This window comes from uncultured Tateyamaria sp. (genome assembly GCF_947494755.1).
Taxonomy (GTDB): domain Bacteria; phylum Pseudomonadota; class Alphaproteobacteria; order Rhodobacterales; family Rhodobacteraceae; genus Tateyamaria.
On sequence record NZ_CANLVZ010000004.1, the window covers coordinates 1 to 16552 of the forward strand.

Annotated in this window: 17 protein-coding genes and 1 other annotated feature; of the genes, 14 read left to right on the forward strand and 3 right to left on the reverse strand. The window is 60.0% G+C overall.

All coding sequences use genetic code 11. The annotated features are described in order from the left end of the window. The first annotated feature begins 371 nt into the window (after window positions 1–371). Together Q0908_RS05940 and Q0908_RS05945 are read left to right on the forward strand one after the other, a co-directional pair. Complete coding sequence (locus Q0908_RS05940) at window positions 372–1778, forward strand: hypothetical protein (protein WP_299281855.1); 1407 nt, start codon at window positions 372–374, stop codon at window positions 1776–1778. Between the two features lie 172 nt (window positions 1779–1950). After that, window positions 1951–2062 (reverse strand) — a sequence feature (AL1L pseudoknot). Further along, window positions 2012–2245, forward strand: coding sequence for a hypothetical protein (locus Q0908_RS05945; protein ID WP_299282380.1), 234 nt, complete (start codon window positions 2012–2014; stop codon window positions 2243–2245). It overlaps the preceding feature by 51 nt. A gap of 283 nt (window positions 2246–2528) precedes the next feature. Here Q0908_RS05945 and Q0908_RS05950 read toward each other — a convergent pair whose 3' ends face one another. Beyond that, on the reverse strand, window positions 2529–2696 hold the full coding sequence (locus tag Q0908_RS05950; RefSeq protein WP_299281857.1) for a hypothetical protein: 168 nt from the start codon (window positions 2694–2696) through the stop codon (window positions 2529–2531). A gap of 67 nt (window positions 2697–2763) precedes the next feature. Then, window positions 2764–3768, reverse strand: a complete 1005-nt coding sequence (locus Q0908_RS05955; RefSeq protein WP_299281859.1) for a GlxA family transcriptional regulator — start codon at window positions 3766–3768, stop codon at window positions 2764–2766. A gap of 187 nt (window positions 3769–3955) precedes the next feature. Between Q0908_RS05955 and Q0908_RS05960 the strand changes: the two genes are divergently transcribed. Continuing rightward, window positions 3956–5329, forward strand: coding sequence for a class II 3-deoxy-7-phosphoheptulonate synthase (locus Q0908_RS05960; RefSeq protein WP_299281861.1), 1374 nt, complete (start codon window positions 3956–3958; stop codon window positions 5327–5329). A 73-nt stretch (window positions 5330–5402) separates the two neighbouring features. On the opposite strand, the gene Q0908_RS05965 is transcribed toward Q0908_RS05960, so the two are convergent. Next, the gene (locus Q0908_RS05965; RefSeq protein ID WP_299281863.1) at window positions 5403–6104 is read right to left on the reverse strand and encodes a PAS domain-containing protein; all 702 of its coding nucleotides are present in this window, start codon (window positions 6102–6104) and stop codon (window positions 5403–5405) included. A gap of 196 nt (window positions 6105–6300) precedes the next feature. Here Q0908_RS05965 and Q0908_RS05970 point away from each other — a divergent pair, with 196 nt between their 5' ends. From Q0908_RS05970 to phoU, 11 genes are all read left to right on the forward strand, one after another. Then, window positions 6301–7215: a YicC/YloC family endoribonuclease gene (locus tag Q0908_RS05970; protein ID WP_299281865.1), complete on the forward strand. Its 915-nt coding sequence runs from the start codon at window positions 6301–6303 to the stop codon at window positions 7213–7215. A gap of 4 nt (window positions 7216–7219) precedes the next feature. Beyond that, entirely contained in the window at window positions 7220–7867 is a 648-nt protein-coding gene (gene gmk, locus Q0908_RS05975) for a guanylate kinase (RefSeq protein WP_299281867.1), read from the forward strand. Beyond that, a complete protein-coding gene (locus Q0908_RS05980; protein ID WP_299281869.1) occupies window positions 7864–8391 on the forward strand; it encodes a gamma carbonic anhydrase family protein in 528 nt (175 codons plus the stop codon). Before gmk ends, Q0908_RS05980 begins: the two co-directional genes overlap by 4 nt. Next, window positions 8391–8714, forward strand: a complete 324-nt coding sequence (locus tag Q0908_RS05985) for a hypothetical protein (protein ID WP_299281870.1) — start codon at window positions 8391–8393, stop codon at window positions 8712–8714. The genes Q0908_RS05980 and Q0908_RS05985 overlap by 1 nt, the downstream gene beginning before the upstream one ends. Next, window positions 8711–9898 carry an aminotransferase class I/II-fold pyridoxal phosphate-dependent enzyme gene (locus tag Q0908_RS05990; protein WP_299281871.1) on the forward strand — a complete coding sequence of 396 codons (1188 nt, stop codon included), beginning with the start codon at window positions 8711–8713 and terminating at the stop codon, window positions 9896–9898. Before Q0908_RS05985 ends, Q0908_RS05990 begins: the two co-directional genes overlap by 4 nt. Window positions 9899–9909: 11 nt before the next feature. Beyond that, a complete protein-coding gene (locus tag Q0908_RS05995; RefSeq protein WP_299281872.1) occupies window positions 9910–10983 on the forward strand; it encodes an ATP-binding protein in 1074 nt (357 codons plus the stop codon). Window positions 10984–11100: 117 nt separating this feature from the next. Further along, window positions 11101–12141: a substrate-binding domain-containing protein gene (locus tag Q0908_RS06000; protein ID WP_299281873.1), complete on the forward strand. Its 1041-nt coding sequence runs from the start codon at window positions 11101–11103 to the stop codon at window positions 12139–12141. 98 nt (window positions 12142–12239) lie between these two features. Continuing rightward, window positions 12240–13703 carry a phosphate ABC transporter permease subunit PstC gene (gene pstC / locus Q0908_RS06005; RefSeq protein ID WP_299281875.1) on the forward strand — a complete coding sequence of 488 codons (1464 nt, stop codon included), beginning with the start codon at window positions 12240–12242 and terminating at the stop codon, window positions 13701–13703. Next, window positions 13703–15025: a phosphate ABC transporter permease PstA gene (pstA, locus tag Q0908_RS06010; RefSeq protein WP_299281876.1), complete on the forward strand. Its 1323-nt coding sequence runs from the start codon at window positions 13703–13705 to the stop codon at window positions 15023–15025. The genes pstC and pstA overlap by 1 nt, the downstream gene beginning before the upstream one ends. Before the next feature lie 11 nt (window positions 15026–15036). After that, window positions 15037–15834 (forward strand): phosphate ABC transporter ATP-binding protein PstB, encoded by a 798-nt coding sequence (gene pstB, locus Q0908_RS06015; protein WP_299281878.1) that lies wholly within the window; start codon window positions 15037–15039, stop codon window positions 15832–15834. A 12-nt stretch (window positions 15835–15846) separates the two neighbouring features. Beyond that, a complete protein-coding gene (gene phoU / locus Q0908_RS06020) occupies window positions 15847–16548 on the forward strand; it encodes a phosphate signaling complex protein PhoU (protein WP_299281880.1) in 702 nt (233 codons plus the stop codon). Window positions 16549–16552: the final 4 nt, after the last annotated feature.

A 16552-nucleotide genomic window follows, 5' to 3' on the forward strand; every position in this document is an offset into this window, starting at 1 on the left:
AAGGGGGCCAGACCGGCCATCTGCGCGTCGCTCAATCAGAAAAGATCAGACATGGTCACCGCCCGGTCTTCCGAACCGCGAACCACGCCACCACGCGGAAACCAATGGGGGCTGGCCCTAGCGCCGAAGTGAGAAGATCAGCGAGTTTTGCAATAGAACCCTGAATTTTTGAAATCCCATCCCTTTATCGTCAACTAGGTTCTTGTCGGACAATCCGGGAAGTCGAGTTCTTGACAGCAGACAGGATCGAGATTTTGCAACGGTTCAGCGGTGTCACCACTCACGAGATCACTTGCCGGTTGAAAAGATTCGAAACTTGAAGTTTTGACGGCTCCTTTCCCACTCTGAACTGACTTTCGAAGGGCTAAACTTTGTTTGAAGGTATAGTAAAACTCTTGGTAGCAGTCCTGATTTGCAGTAGCCTGACACCGCATACCGCACACGCTGAAGACATTCGTTTACTCCCAAAAGGAGATGGCAAAGTTAACGCAAGTGGCCGGTTTTCGCTAAATGCGTCAGATGGCCGTGTGAACCTGCAAGCGGAGACCTTTACACCATTTGGCGTTGGTCGAGACAGCGGCTTTTTTATCCATGGCGGCTTAAGTTATTCAAGATTTGACATCAGCGATGTCGTGTCCAAGGGGGGAACAGCATTTGCTGGGCTTGTTTGGCGCAAAGCGATTGATGACACCTGGGTTATAGGAGCCAATGCATATCTGGATGGCGCATCTGTAGATAATGCCAAAGAGTTTATGTTTGGGTTATCCTTCGGCGCGGAACTGCAACGCATTGGTGCAGCGTCAATCTTTACCGCTGGTGCCAACTACTACCTGCCGCGCGAAGACTATACGGATCCATCTCGTAGGGGCGGTTCAGGTGTGGCACTGCGCGAGGGTTTTGACGTTTACTCGCGGTACGATTGGTCTCTCAACCCGCTGTGGAATATCGGCGTAGAGGGCGGTGTGTATGATTACAGGGAAACGCGCTTTGCGGAGAGCGAAGATGGGTGGCGCCTAGAATTACAGGCAAGCAGGTATGGGCTTGGTTCAAATGGGAACGGGCTCACAGGCAAACTGGGGCTACGTTCGAATTGGGATGGGGATGTGGATTTGGTGGCAGGTCTGCAATATGAAATATCTCTGGGGAGGAAAACCAAGTCGATCTCCTCCGGGCGCCCACCTTTCTGGCGAAGGGAAAAACAAACCAAGTCGGCGGCGATAGACGGCGGCAGGCTCGGCAACACGTCAATTGGTGCTCGAAATCCTGTTGTTTTTAAGTCCCGACCGTCTACCGGTCAGAGACTCAGACCTCCAACCAGATTTATCGGGTTTGGGTCTTCTCTCGTTGACGTCAGAGAAAAAACGACGACTGTCGCCTCAGCAGCAACCGCCCAACTTCAGATTACGTATTTTATCCGATTTCCAGATGGGACCCCAGTTCCAGATAGTATTGGTGCTCCTGACGGATTTGACATTGAGTCGAATGTTGGCGCGTTTGATGCGACTTTGCTGTCGCTCAATGGAGCAGTCAGCAACTCTTCAGACAATCTAGAACCGCAAAATGTAAGTTTTCAAGTCAGCCGGATTCCAACCGCTTTCGTGCCCCCTAATTTTCCAGAAGGCCGTATCTTGAGTGGATCAATCAATTGTGTGGATCGTACCAATAGTTCTCTTTCATTTACACAAACATTCTCGTCCAACAGTCTGATTCTCCCACTCACAGATGATGATGATTTAGACTGCAATGTCATTTTCATCTTCGATATACTTGCTATCTAGTCTGCCTTTGTCCTTCGTCCTATAAAATGGGTCATCAGAGCGGCTTGTGCAATCGAGGCTCTGGCTCGTTTGCATGATTGATTATGCTCAATCTCGAGCTTCAGTTTCGCTTTGCACGATCCGAAAAGCGTTAAGGGTCCGCGCGCTTTGCCAAATGATCATAGAACGTGGCTGGGGCAATCGGCTGGACGCGGCAGATTGGCTCGCCCCCATGATCCGCGCGGTGATCTTCTATGAACCGGATCATCGTTTCAGTGGGCGGTCGAGCTCCGGCTCGCTGCGCGGCGGTCGCCGCTTGCGGCGATAGGAGCGGGGGCAAAAAATGCAGATGCTTTGCGCAGGATCTCATTGGCCTGCGTCAACTCACGCACGTCTCGTTCCAGAACTTTCATCTTCCCGACCTGCTCGCGCGTGATACCGCCGCGCTCACCCCGATCCACTTCGACCTTCTTGAACCAATCATTTAGCGTTTGCGGCGCGCAGCCGATCTTCGATGAAATCTACAGGCTCGCAGACCTGCGGCTGTCATCCTGACCTCGACTGTCCAAAATCATCCCTACGGCACGTTCGCGCACGTCTGGCGAATACTTGTTCCCTGTCTTCGTCATGATGCTCCATCCTATTCAGGAGTTGGAGCCTCCGGCAAACACGGCGCGGTTCGGCTTCGTCCCGCTTAGCTGTCCTGATCCGCAAAGGCGGGCCAAGCAGGCCCACCGATCGGCGCAGCTTTCTATCACGACTTTAGCAAGATTATTGTGGCTCCAAAGAGCGGAGCGCCTGAATCTTGAGGGTCTTCCACTCTTCTGCCGTGTTCTGGCGCTGATCGGAAGATTTGGCAGCCTGATTGCCCAATGCGGTTTGACGCATCAGCTCGAACAAGCGCATGTGGCGGGGCGGGTTGGATATGTCATTGCTCATGACCACGGTTTCTACCGTGGGTTTCAGGCCAATCTTGGGTCAGGGCGTGGCGATCCTGGGGCAGGCGCTAAATCGACAGGCGCGCGGCGTGGGTGCCACGTTCGCGGTAAGGTGTGGTGTCGTAATGCGCGCGGTAACATTTGGAAAAATGCGAGGGACTGGCAAAGCCGCAGGCCAGAGCGACATTGATCACGCTCATGTCGGTCTGCATCAGCAGGTTGCGCGCCTTTTGCAGCCGCAATTCCATGTAATACCGCTTGGGTGAGCGGTTGAGATAGCGGCGGAACAGGCGCTCAAGCTGGCGGGTGGACATGCCGACGTCCTTGGCGAGGATCGAAGGGCTGATCGGCTCTTCGATATTTTGTTCCATGATCTGAATGACCTGGCTGAGTTTTGGGTGGCGCACGCCGATCCGGGTGGGCACTGAAAGACGTTGCGTGTCCTGATCGGTGCGGATCGAGGAATAGATCAGTTGATCCGCCACCGCATTGGCCAGATGTTCGTCGTGATCATCCGCAATCAGCTTGAGCATCAGGTCAATGGACGAGGTGCCGCCCGCCGTGGTCAGCCGCTTTTCATCCACCACGAAGACAGATTTGGTCAACTCGACCTCTTGGAACTCTTCGGCAAAGCTGTCCTGATTCTCCCAATGGATCGTGGCACGCTTGCCGTCCAGCAGACCGGCCTTGGCCAGCGTATAGGCGGCAGTACACAGACCGGCGACAGGCACACCCTTGCGCGCCTCCCGACGCAGCCAGCCAAGCAGGCGCCTGGTCGTGGCCTCTTGGACATCGATGCCCGAGCAGATCATGATCACATCGTCGCGCCCGATCTCGTCGAGATCACCGTCCAGCCTGAACCCCGTCCCGGCAGAGCAATAAGCGACATCGCCCCCCTCACCAATGGTGCGCCAGGTGTAAATCTCGCGCTCGGCCATGCGATTGGCGATGCGCAGGCTCTCGAGGGCTGCAGCGAAACTCAGCAAGGTGAAATTTTCAAGCAGAACAAAGACGAAATGCCTTGGCTTATCGATCTCTTGAGGAATCTGGGTGGCCGGGCGCGGGGTCGACATCGCGGCAATGTTCCTGGGTTAATGGGCGATCTTTCAAAAACGCCTCTTATTTCAGCCTGATGCGGAGCATGACCACGCGCCAAACCCTACGTCAAGGGGGCGTATTTGTGATATGGTCACGGGGTCGTGCCTTTTGTATAGAGAGGCCGCGATGATGAGATCGCTAACATTTTTGCGGAGAGAGACGATGAGCAATTGGACAAAATCTGACTGGCGCGCCAAGCCCCGGATCCAGATGCCCGATTATACCGATGCTGCGGCCCTGAACGCGGTTGAGGCGCAGCTCTCCAAATATCCACCGCTGGTCTTCGCGGGTGAAGCACGTCGGCTGAAGAAGCATTTGGCCGATGCGTCGCGTGGCGACGCCTTTTTGTTGCAGGGCGGGGATTGCGCCGAGGCGTTCGACCAGTTCAGCGCCGACAGCATCCGTGATACGTTCAAGGTCATGCTGCAGATGGCGATGGTCCTGACATACGGGGCCAAGGTGCCGGTGATCAAACTGGGCCGCATGGCCGGTCAATTCGCCAAGCCCCGCTCGGCCCCGACCGAAACAATCAACGGTGTGGAATTGCCCAGCTACCGCGGTGACATCATCAACGAGCTGGACTTCACACCAGAGGCCCGCATCCCCGACCCGGCCAAGATGTTGCAGGCCTATACCCAGGCGGCTGCCACGCTGAACCTGCTGCGCGCCTTTTCGACGGGTGGTTTTGCAGACATGAACATGGTCCATTCCTGGACGCTCGGCTTTGCCGATGGGGCGGAAACCAACCGCTACAGCGAGATTGCCGCGCGCATTCAGGACACCATCGACTTTATGGCCGCCGCAGGCATTGACGCCGACACCACCCATGAGTTTTCGACCGTCGAGTTCTACACCAGCCACGAATCCCTGCTGCTGGAATACGAAGAGGCGCTGACACGGATTGATTCGACCTCCGGCAAGTGGCTTGCAGGTTCGGGTCACATGATCTGGATCGGCGACCGGACCCGCCAGCCGGACGGGGCGCATGTCGAATTTGCCAGCGGCGTGCAGAACCCGATTGGCCTCAAGTGCGGGCCGACCATGACGTCTGATGACCTCAAGGCGCTGATGGCCAAATTGAACCCCGAAAACGAAGCGGGCCGTTTGACCCTGATCGCCCGTTTCGGGGCAGGGGCCGTGGGCGAACATCTGCCCCGCCTGATCAACACGGTGCGCGAAGAAGGTGCTAACGTGGTCTGGGTTTGCGACGCGATGCACGGCAACACGATCAAATCGTCGACCGGTTACAAGACGCGGCCCTTTGACTCTGTGTTGCGCGAAGTGCGCGAGTTCTTCGGGGTTCACGCAGCCGAGGGCACCACCCCCGGTGGTGTGCATTTCGAGATGACGGGCCAGGACGTGACCGAATGCACCGGCGGCGTGCGTGCCGTGACAGATGAGGACCTGAGCGACCGGTATCACACGGCCTGCGATCCGCGCCTCAACGCGTCGCAATCGCTGGAACTGGCGTTCCTCGTCGCCGAAGAGCTGTCCAACCTGCGCAACACACGTGGCAAGGCGCGCGCAGCCAGTTAAGCCCGTCTTCGAACAGAAAAAAGGCCTCCCGACGGCGTTGTCGGGAGTCTCTTTTCCTTTAAATATCGGTTATTTAGTCGTCGTTCTTAACAACACGCAAATATGGGACATCCGGGCGCGGCGTGTGGGATTTGAAGGCTGCGGCAGACTCTGCCAGACCGTCCACGTATCCAGCTCGCTGCTGTGCGGTCTGCGGTGCGCTTTTGGGTGGTGCAGGCACGGTTGATGGGGCGGAGATGGGCCGAATTTTCGCACCCACCACGTCAAAGCGGCGGGGCGTATGACCAACCTCACCTTGTGCGATCATGCAGCCCAACACACGGCTGACATCGCCAAGGTCACTCTTGAGCGGCAACAGCAACATGCGCGCATCCAGATGCGGCTTGGTGGCGCTGGTTTCAGCGTTCATGCGCAATTCGCAGACGGCAGGGCGCTGACATACGTCCTCGATCACATCATTGATCTGGCGGCGACAGGGGGGCGTGATCAGCGAGGTCAGCGGCATACCGCGCACCTCCATGCCCATGAGGTCGCTCAGATGGCTGCCCGCAATACGGATGCGGGCCATGCCGGGGGCAATCCGTTCCAGAACGAATGTGTATTCCAGCGCCGTTTCGATGCCGCGAGGATCAATCTCGGATCGCTTCGGCATGAGGCGGGCACCGCGCAAGCCTTCCCAATAGGCCTCGACCTGGGAAATGGCGGAATATCCAACTTCTGCGCGAAACTCTGTCATAGCTACGATAGTGTGCGGGTTAAGGTCTGATTTGTCCATCGCTTGCGTCTTTCACTCGTTATTCAAACCCGATCCGGGCCGTTGGTTCCTCAACTGAGTGCGACATGTATCAAATTTACAGCGGATTTCGCGCCAAATCCTAACAATTGGTTAACCTTCCCGGCGCACGGGACGACGGGGCGGCCGTGCAGGCTTTGGCTTGCTTGGGTGCGGCGATGGGCCTAAACGCGTGAGCATGAGCGACAAAACCACTCCGACCCCGTTGCGTTCGATGACCGGCTTTGCGGCTGGTACGGGTGCGATGGATCCGTTCCGCTGGTCGTGGGACATAAGATGTGTGAACGGCAAGGGGCTGGATGTGCGCCTGCGCGTGCCCGACTGGATTGATGGGCTTGAGGCCGCCGCCCGCCCCATGGTTGCCGCCCACGCGCACCGGGGCAACGTGACACTGTCGCTGCGCGTCACCCGCGATGATGCGGTGGCCGCTGTGTCCCTGAACACCGCCCAGATGCAAGCCATGGTGCAGGCCCTGCTCGAGATCGAGGCCGAGGCGATGGAACAGGGCCTGTCATTGGCCCCGTCCCGCGCCAGCGACATTGCCGCCATGCGCGGTGTCATCGAACAAACCGTGGCGCAGGATGATCCCGCGCCCTTGCGCGCTTCGCTGCTTGCCGATCTGCCGGCACTTCTTGAGGCGTTTGATGCGATGCGCACCGCCGAAGGGGCCGCGTTGACCGAAGTATTGACCGGCCAACTGGCCCAGATTGCGACCCTGACGGATGAGGCTGCCGCACTGGCCGAGGCGCGCAAGTCCGAAGTCGCTGAAACGCTCAACCGGAACCTTGCGCGCGTCTTGGCGAACGCCGATGCCGCAGACCCGGACCGTGTCGCGCAGGAACTTGCACTGCTGGCCGTCAAGGCCGACGTGACCGAAGAGATCGACCGTCTGCACGCCCATGTCCATGCCGCACACGGGTTGATCGGGCAGGGCGGGGCCGTGGGGCGCAAGCTCGACTTTCTGATGCAGGAATTCAACCGCGAGGCCAACACGCTGTGCTCAAAGGCGCAGAATGCCGAGTTGACCCGCGTGGGCCTCGCCCTCAAGGCGCTGATCGATCAGATGCGCGAACAAGTTCAGAACGTGGAATAAGACTATGACCGCCCCCAATCGCCGCGGCCTTTTGATCATACTGTCGTCGCCTTCAGGAGCCGGGAAAAGCACCCTCGCGGGCCGTTTGCGCCAATGGGACAATGATCTGGCCTTTTCCGTATCGGCCACCACCCGCGCGCCCCGTCCGGGCGAAGTGGACGGCGAACATTACCGCTTTATTCCCGAGGCCACCTTCAAAGCCCACGTCGCAGATGGTGAAATGCTGGAACATGCGCATGTGTTCGGCAATTTCTACGGCTCGCCCAAGGGGCCTGTCTCGAAAGCCATCGAAAGCGGCTGTGACGTGCTCTTTGACATCGACTGGCAAGGCGCACAGCAGATCCGCAATTCGGATCTGGGCCAGCACACCCTTTCGATCTTTATCCTGCCGCCCTCCATCACCGAATTGCACCGCCGTCTGGTCAATCGCGCCCAGGACAGCGCCGATGTGATCGACAAGCGGATGCGCAAAAGCTGGGACGAGATCAGCCGGTGGGACAGCTATGATTATGTGCTTGTGAACGATGACCTTGACGAGACAGAGGCTCAACTCAAGACCATCATCAGCGCCACCCGCCTGCGCCGCGAACAACAACCCCAGTTGAACGACCACGTACGCACCTTGCAAACCCAGTTCGAGGAGTTGACATGACCCTATATGCCTTGGGCGATCACCGCCCTCAGATTGCCGCTGACACATGGGTGGCCCCGGATGCCAACCTGATCGGTCAAGTTGTGCTGGAAGAGGCCGCAAGCGTCTGGTTTGGCTGCACGATCCGCGCCGATCACGAGGAAATCCGTATCGGCGCGGGCAGCAATGTGCAGGAAAACTGCGTGATGCATATCGACATGGGCTTTCCGCTGACCATCGGCGCGGGCTGCACCATCGGGCACAAGGTCATGCTGCATGGCTGCACCATCGGCGACAATTCCCTGATCGGGATGGGTGCCACGGTGCTGAACGGGGCGCGTATCGGCAAGAACTGCCTGATCGGCGCGGGGGCACTGATCACCGAAGGCAAGGAGATCCCGGACGGCTCGCTTGTGATGGGCGTGCCGGGCAAGGTGGTGCGCGCGTTGGACGAACAGGCCATCCAGAGCCTGCGCGCCTCGGCGCTGCATTATCAGGAAAACATGCGGCGCTTTCGCGACGAGATGACCGAGGTGATTGGCTGATGCCCCATTGTGAACTCCATTATTCCAATGACTTGGACATCGACGTTGATGCGATCCTTGCTGACGTCGAAGCGATCATTCTGGCCCACGATGCCGGATCGGGCGAAACCAAGGGGCGCGCCTATCCCGCACCGCATTTCCGACACACCAACTTCAAGGCGTCTCTGTCGCTGCTGCCCAAACCCCACCGGGACGCGCAATTCGTGGCCGCGTTACAGCGTGGTATCGTGACTGCGATCAAGGCACACCTGCCGCGCCCATGCTGGATGAGCATCGACATCGCGTTCTCCGGCCCCGGCTATCACACGGAGTTGCTGGAATGACCAAGAACGACCGCGGCTCGCTGGTGCGCCCTACGCCGCTGCCAGACAGCGCGTCGCACCCCGTGGTGACGCCGCTGTCGCCGTCTGTGGTTTATGCGTCCGACACGCCCGACATGCTGGATGCGCAATACGAGGGCGATCTGCACGGCTATACCTACAGCCGCGAGGGGCATCCGAACGCCGACGTGGTTGCCAAAGCCATCGACCGGATGGAGGGCGCGCCGCATATGGGCGTGTTGTGCTCCTCGGGGATGGGGGCGGTGTCGGCTGTGCTGCTCGGGCTGACCAAGGCCGGTGATCACGTGATCGGGGGCAATCAGCTTTATGGCCGCTCGCTGCGGATGATGTCCGAAGACCTGCCACGCCTCGGGATCGAGACCTCGATGGTCGATCCCGGCGATGTCGAGGCCGTGCGGGCAGCAATCCGTCCCGAAACCCGACTGATACTGGTCGAGGTGGTGTCGAACCCGACCCTGCGCGTCGCAGATATTCTTGGCCTCTCCGCACTCGCACGCGAAACCGGTGTGTTGCTTGTGGTCGATAACACTTTTACCACCCCCCGTGCGTTCCGCGCCTTTGATCACGGAGCGGATATCGTCATCCACTCGATCACCAAACTGCTGGCGGGTCATTCGGATGTGATGCTGGGCTACGTCGCGGCGCGCGATCAGGCGATCAATGATCGCTTGCGGGTCTTCACCGTCACCACTGGCATGACGCCGAGCCCGTTCGACTGCTGGCTGGCCGAGCGGGGAATGCTGAGTTTCGAGTTGCGTTATGATCGTGCGCAATCCACCGCGATGCGCCTTGCCGACCACCTTGGCAGCCTGCAGGGGGTCAAGCGCGTGATCTACCCGGCGCGCCGCGATCATCCTGACCATGCCCGCGCGGAGGCGCTGCTGAAGGGCCAGTATTGCAACATGGTCAGCTTCGAGATCGACGGCGATCGGGCGGCGGCCAACGCGCTTGCACGTGGGGCAGAGGGTCTCAGCTTTGCGCCGACCCTGGGGGATGTGGGCACGACGCTGTCGCATCCTGCCTCGTCCTCGCATCGCGCACTCACGGCAGAAAAACGCGCTGAACTCGGCATGTCCGAAGGGTTCTTCCGCGTCTCAGTCGGGCTCGAGGACCCGGATGCGCTTTGCGCTGTCTTCACCGCTGCGGTACAGGCCGCAACCGCATAGGGACCAGGGCGATGGGCGAGGAGATGTTGGAGGCGCTGCTGAATGCCGTCCCGTTACCCGCTCTGGCCATTGACGGCTCAGAACGGATCGTCGCCGCCAATGCCGAAGCGCTGACGCTGATCGGGCAACAGGCGCGCGGGCGCAATTATGTCACCATGCTGCGCCAACCCGCCATGCTCGATGCGATCGAGGCGACGTTGCAGGACGGGCGGGCGCGGACGACCCAATATCTGGGCAATGACGGCGCGCAGGACACCACGTTCCGGGTCAGCGTACGCGCTGTGCCGGGGGTGGGGCAGCGCCGGGCCGGAGTGGCGCTCTTGAGTTTCGAGGACATCACCCATCTGGAACAGACCAGCCAGATGCGGCGCGATTTCGTGGCCAACGCGAGCCACGAATTGCGCACCCCGCTGACCGCGCTAATGGGCTTTATCGAGACCTTGCGCGGCCCGGCCCGCAATGATCCTGCTGCCGCCGAACGGTTTCTGGACATCATGCAGGACGAGGCGGCACGGATGAACCGGCTGGTGGGCGACCTCATGTCGCTGAACCGGGTGGAAGGAGACGAACGGGTGCGGCCCACTGAAACGGTGGTCTTGAACGATGTGCTCGACTCGACCCTGCGCACGCTGCGCACATTGGCGGGTGAGGCGCATGTGACGCTCGAGCCAGCGTTCGGCGACGCCGTTGTGCAGATGAACGGAGACGCCGATCAGCTCAAACAGGTGTTCACCAACCTTATTGAAAACGCGATCAAATATGGCGGGGCGGGCGGCAAGGTCACGGTCCGCATGACGCAAAGCGCGCGCGAGCCAGCCCTGCGGGCACCGGGCGTGCGGGTGCAGATCATCGACTATGGCCCCGGTATCGACCCGCAGCACCTGCCGCGTCTGACCGAACGGTTTTACCGCGTGGACGATCATCGCAGCCGGGCACTTGGGGGCACGGGGCTGGGCCTTGCCATCGTCAAACATATCATCAACCGTCATCGCGGACGGCTGCGGGTCGAAAGCGATCTGGGGCAGGGGGCGACCTTTACCGTGATCCTGCCGGTGCGCGAGTCAAACCCGGTGACGTCAGGGTAATGCAGGCGCTGTCATAAAACTGTTACGTCTCTGTCACAAAAGCATTGCGCGGGCTGCCTACACGGACGCCAAGATCCTCATGGGGGGGATCATCGAAATGCCAGACAGGAGACAGTCATGTCCTTTGTAAAACTCACGACCTCGACGCTTGCCATCACGGCTTTTACCGCCACTGCCGGGATCGCGCGCGATCAGGTCCAGATTGCCGGATCGTCGACCGTGCTGCCTTATGCGTCCATCGTGGCCGAAGCCTTTGGCGAAAACTTCGACTTCCCGACGCCGGTCGTGGAATCGGGTGGCTCGTCCTCGGGCCTCAAGCGGTTCTGCGAAGGTGTGGGTGAAAACACCATCGACATCGCAAATGCCAGCCGCGCTATCCGCGAAAAAGAGATCGCCGCCTGCGCCGAAGCGGGTGTGACCGACATCATCGAAGTGCGTATTGGCTATGACGGCATCGTGTTCGCCAGCCAGATCAACGGCCCCGCCTACACCGCTTTCCAGCCTGCCGACATCTTCAACGCGCTTGGCTCGCAAGTGCTGGTTGATGGTGCAATCGTCGACAACCCGCACCAGCAATGGGCCGACTTCAACGGTGATCTGCCCGCCGAGGACATCGTCGCCTTCATCCCCGGCACCAAGCACGGCACACGTGAAGTGTTCGAGGACAAGGTGCTGCTTGAGGGCTGTGAAGCCACAGGGGCAATGGCTGCGATGATCGAAGCCGGCATGTCCGAAGATGACGCCGAAGATGCCTGCATCGACGTGCGCCAGGACGGCAAATCGGTCGATATCGACGGCGACTACACCGAAACCCTCGCCCGCATCGACGCCAACCCCAACGGCATCGGCATCTTCGGCCTGTCGTTCTACGAGAACAACACCGACAAACTGAAAGTGGCGACCATGGGCGGCGTGGCCCCCTCGACCGAGACGATCTCGACCGGGGAATACCCCGTCTCGCGCCCCTTGTTCTTCTACGTCAAGAAAGCGCATATCGGCGTGATCCCCGGCCTCAAGGAGTTCGCCTCGTTCTTCGTGGCTGACGAAGTGGCTGGCCCCGACGGCCCGCTGGCGGCCTATGGTCTGGTGTCCGATCCTGAATTGTCAGCGACCCAAGACACCGTCGCCAACGAAGCGGTGATGAACGGCGGCAGCTAAGCGCCCCTTTACAAGACAGGGGAAGGCGGCATACGCCCTCCCCGAACTGCCCCATCTGCCGGGGTGTCCTGCCACTTTCCGTCTAAATCGGAGCCGACATGCCCTTTTCTTGGCTCGTTCTTATCATCCTTGCCATTGCGGGCGTAGGCTACGTCTTGGGGCGTCAGCGGGCGTTGACCAGCGCGGGTGGTGACAGCCGCGATTTGCATTCCTTGCCCAGCTACTACGGGGCCAACGTGGCGATGTGGGCGATTGTGCCCGCTGCCGCTTTGCTGGTCGTGTGGCTGCTGGCGCAGCCCTATATCGTGAATTCCCGTGTGCTGGCGACCTTGCCTGACACGGTCGTGTCGGATGGCGGGTCGGTCAGTCTGGTAATGAGTGACATTCGCCGCGTGGCGGACGGGCTTGATCTGGCGGTGCGCGACGGCGAGATGACCGGAGCGGAGGCCGCAGCCATCACGAGCGATGTGCGCGAAAAATTGGGCGCGTTGGGCGTCGCGCTTGGCTCTGAAGTCAGCCCCGAAGTGCTCGAAGGCGCGCAAACCTACCGGACGTTGAACGCCACCGGCAACCTCGCCATGAGCGTCCTTGCCCTGCTGATCGCAGCGGTTGGTGCGGCCTATGCGTTTCGCCAGTCCCATGCGCTGTTTCGGGCGCGCAATGTGGTGGAACGGGGCATTCTGGCGCTGCTGATGTTTGCCGCCTCTGTCGCGATCTTGACGACGGTGGGCATCGTTTTTGCCCTGCTGTTCAACACCATCGAGTTCTTTAAGCTCTACCCCGCTGCCGATTTCTTTTTCGGGACCAACTGGGCTCCAAGTTTTTCCGGGCGCGGTGGCGCATCCGACCTTGGGGTGCTGCCGCTGCTTTGGGGCACATTCTACATCTCGATCATTGCCTTGATGGTGGCGGTGCCGGTCGGTCTGTTCTCGGCCATCTACCTATCGGAATACGCCTCACCGCGCGTGCGCAGCATCGCCAAGCCGCTGATCGAGATCCTCGCGGGGATCCCTACAATCGTCTACGGGCTGTTTGCCTTGCTGACTGTGGGGCCGATCCTCGTGTCGATGTTCGGCCAGGACACGGTGGGCTGGATGTCGGGGGGCACAGCCGTAATGACCGCCGGGCTGGTCATGGGTATCATGTTGATCCCGTTTGTGTCCTCGCTATCAGATGACATCATCAACGCGGTGCCACAGGCGTTGCGTGATGGGTCCTATGGGCTTGGGGCCACACAATCCGAAACCATCCGCCAAGTCATCCTGCCCGCCGCCTTGCCCGGCATCGTGGGGGCGATCCTGCTGGCCGCCAGCCGCGCCATCGGCGAGACGATGATCGTGGTGTTGGGGGCAGGGGCCGCGGCGCGCCTGTCGATGAATCCCTTTGATGCGATGACGACGATCACCGCCAAGATCGTGAGCCAGTTGACCGGGGACGCTGACTTTGCCTCGCCCGAGGCGCTGGTGGCCTTCGCGCTTGGCATGACGCTGTTCGTGCTGACGCTCGGGCTGAACGTCTTTGCCCTTTATATCGTGCGCAAGTATCGGGAGCAGTACGACTGATGACAGACGCAAGCATAGACAGCGGCGCGCCCCGGAAGGGCCTGACCGTCACCGACGCGCGCACCCGCAAACGCAATGCCGCCGAAAAGCGGTTCCGCGCCTATGGGATCGTCGCGATCAGCATTGGCCTCTTGTTCCTGCTGTTCCTCTTTGGCTCGATCCTGCGCTCGGGGCTGCCAGCGTTCACGCAGACGGTGGTGGACGTGGAGTTCACCCTCAGCCAGGCGGCCATCGACGAGGCCGAGAGCAAGATGCTCAAAACCAAGGCCTATGAGAATTTCTTTATCGCCGCGCTTGAGGGGCAGTTGACCGCGCGGGGCCTCGCGGTTGAATTCGACGCCAAGGCGATCGAGCGGCTGGTGGGCAAGCCGGGTGGGACGATCCGTGATTTCTTCAAGGAAAACCCGGACCGCATAGGCACGCCCGTCAGTTTCGAATTGGCCGCGTCCTCGCGGGTTGATGGGTACATGAACGGCCGGATCACGCGGGAGTCGCTGGTCGACAGCCGGTTCCTGATGGCGGCTGACCTTGATCTGGTGGACGCCCTCGAAGAGGCCGGGATCATCACGGGTGCGTTCAACTGGAATTTCATCACCGGCACGGATTCAGGCGTGGACAATCCGGGCGGTGCGGGCCTTGGGGCGTCGGTGATCGGCTCATTCTTTATGATGCTGGTGGTGCTGTTCCTGTCGCTGCCCATCGGGGTTGCCGCCTCGATCTACCTCGAGGAATTCGCACCCAAGAACCGCTGGACCGACCTGATCGAGGTCAACATCTCGAACCTTGCCGCCGTGCCGTCGATCGTGTTCGGTATTCTGGGTCTGGCCGTGTTCATCCAGTTCGCTGGTTTGCCCCAATCCGCGCCGCTGGTCGGGGGGCTTGTGCTGACGCTGATGACGCTGCCCACGATCATCATCTCGACACGCGCCTCACTGAACGCGGTGCCCCAGTCGATCCGCGACGCGGCGCTTGGGGTCGGGGCGTCCAAGATGCAGTCGGTGTTCCACCATGTGCTGCCGCTAGCCATGCCGGGCATTTTGACCGGCACCATCATCGGGCTGGCGCAGGCGCTTGGCGAAACGGCCCCACTCTTGCTGATCGGCATGGTCGGCTTTGTGGCGCGCGAGTATCCCGAAGGGTTTCTGGCCGGGTTCACCGACGCCAACTCGGCCATGCCCGCCCAGATCTACACCTGGGCCAGCCGCGCCGATCCGGGGTTTTACGAGAAGGCCTGGGGTGGCATCATCATCCTGCTGGCCTTCCTGATTACGATGAACACCATCGCCGTGATCCTGCGGCGGCGCTTTGAACGCCGCTGGTAGGGGTCACGTCGATGAATGATATGAGAATTTTGGAGAGAGACGTGGAGACAAACGAGGTCAAGATCGCGGCCAAGAACGTACAGGTCTTTTATGGCGACAACCACGCCATCAAGGATGTGAACGTCGATATCGAAGACAAGACCGTGACCGCGTTCATCGGCCCCTCGGGGTGTGGCAAGTCCACTTTCTTGCGCTGTATCAATAGGATGAACGACACAATTGACGTATGTCGCGTGCAAGGCGACATTCTGATTGATGGCGAGGACATCTACGATCCCAAGGTCGACCCCGTCCAGCTGCGCGCAAAGGTCGGCATGGTGTTTCAAAAGCCCAACCCGTTCCCCAAGTCGATCTATGACAATGTGGCCTACGGGCCGCGCATCCATGGCTTGTCGAAGAACAAGGGCGATCTTGATGATATCGTTGAGAAATCCCTGCGCCGTGCAGCCATCTGGGATGAAGTCAAGGACCGGTTGAACGCCCCCGGCACAGGCCTGTCCGGCGGGCAGCAGCAGCGTTTGTGCATCGCGCGCGCTGTGGCCACCGAACCCGAAGTGCTGTTGATGGACGAACCCTGCTCGGCGCTCGATCCGATCGCCACGGCGCAAGTCGAGGAATTGATTGATGAATTGCGCACCAACTATTCGGTGGTGATCGTCACCCACTCCATGCAGCAGGCCGCGCGCGTCAGTCAGAAAACCGCGTTTTTCCACCTCGGCAACCTCGTGGAATACGGCGAGACCGGCCAGATCTTTACCAATCCGGTCGATCCGCGCACCGAAAGCTACATCACCGGCCGTATCGGCTAAGGAGAGCACGCTATGAACGATCTACATATTGCATCCGCCTTTGACCGCGATCTCGAGGCGATTCAGGCCCAGATCATGAAAATGGGCGGGCTGGTCGAAAACGCAATTCTAGAGGCCGCGATCAGCCTCGAGAGCCGCGACGAGGAACGCGCCGAGACGGTGCGCAAAGCCGATAAGTCCATCGACGCGCTCGAGGAAACCATCAACGAAGAGGCCGCGCGCGTCATCGCCCTGCGCGCGCCCACGGCGATTGATCTGCGCCTGGTCCTGTCAGTGATGAAGGTGAGCGCCAACCTGGAACGTATTGGCGACTATGCAAAAAACATGGCCAAGCGCACCGGTGTCCTGTCCCAGATGGCCCCTGTAAACGACAGCGCCGCCGCGCTGCGCCGCATGTCCAAAGAGGTCAACCGGATGCTCAAGGACGCGCTGGATGCCTACGTGGCGCGGGATGCGGAACTGGCGCAGGACGTCATCGACCGCGACGCCGAGGTGGATCAGATGTACAATGCCCTGTTCCGCGAATTCCTCACCTTCATGATGGAGGACCCGCGCAACATCACCGCCTGCATGCACCTCCATTTCATCGCCAAAAACGTCGAACGCATGGGCGACCACGTGACCTCGATCGCTGAACAGGTCGTCTATCTGGTCACGGGCACGATACCGGATGATCCGCGCCAGAAGGCCGACAAAACCTCGCTGCCCGTTTAGGAGA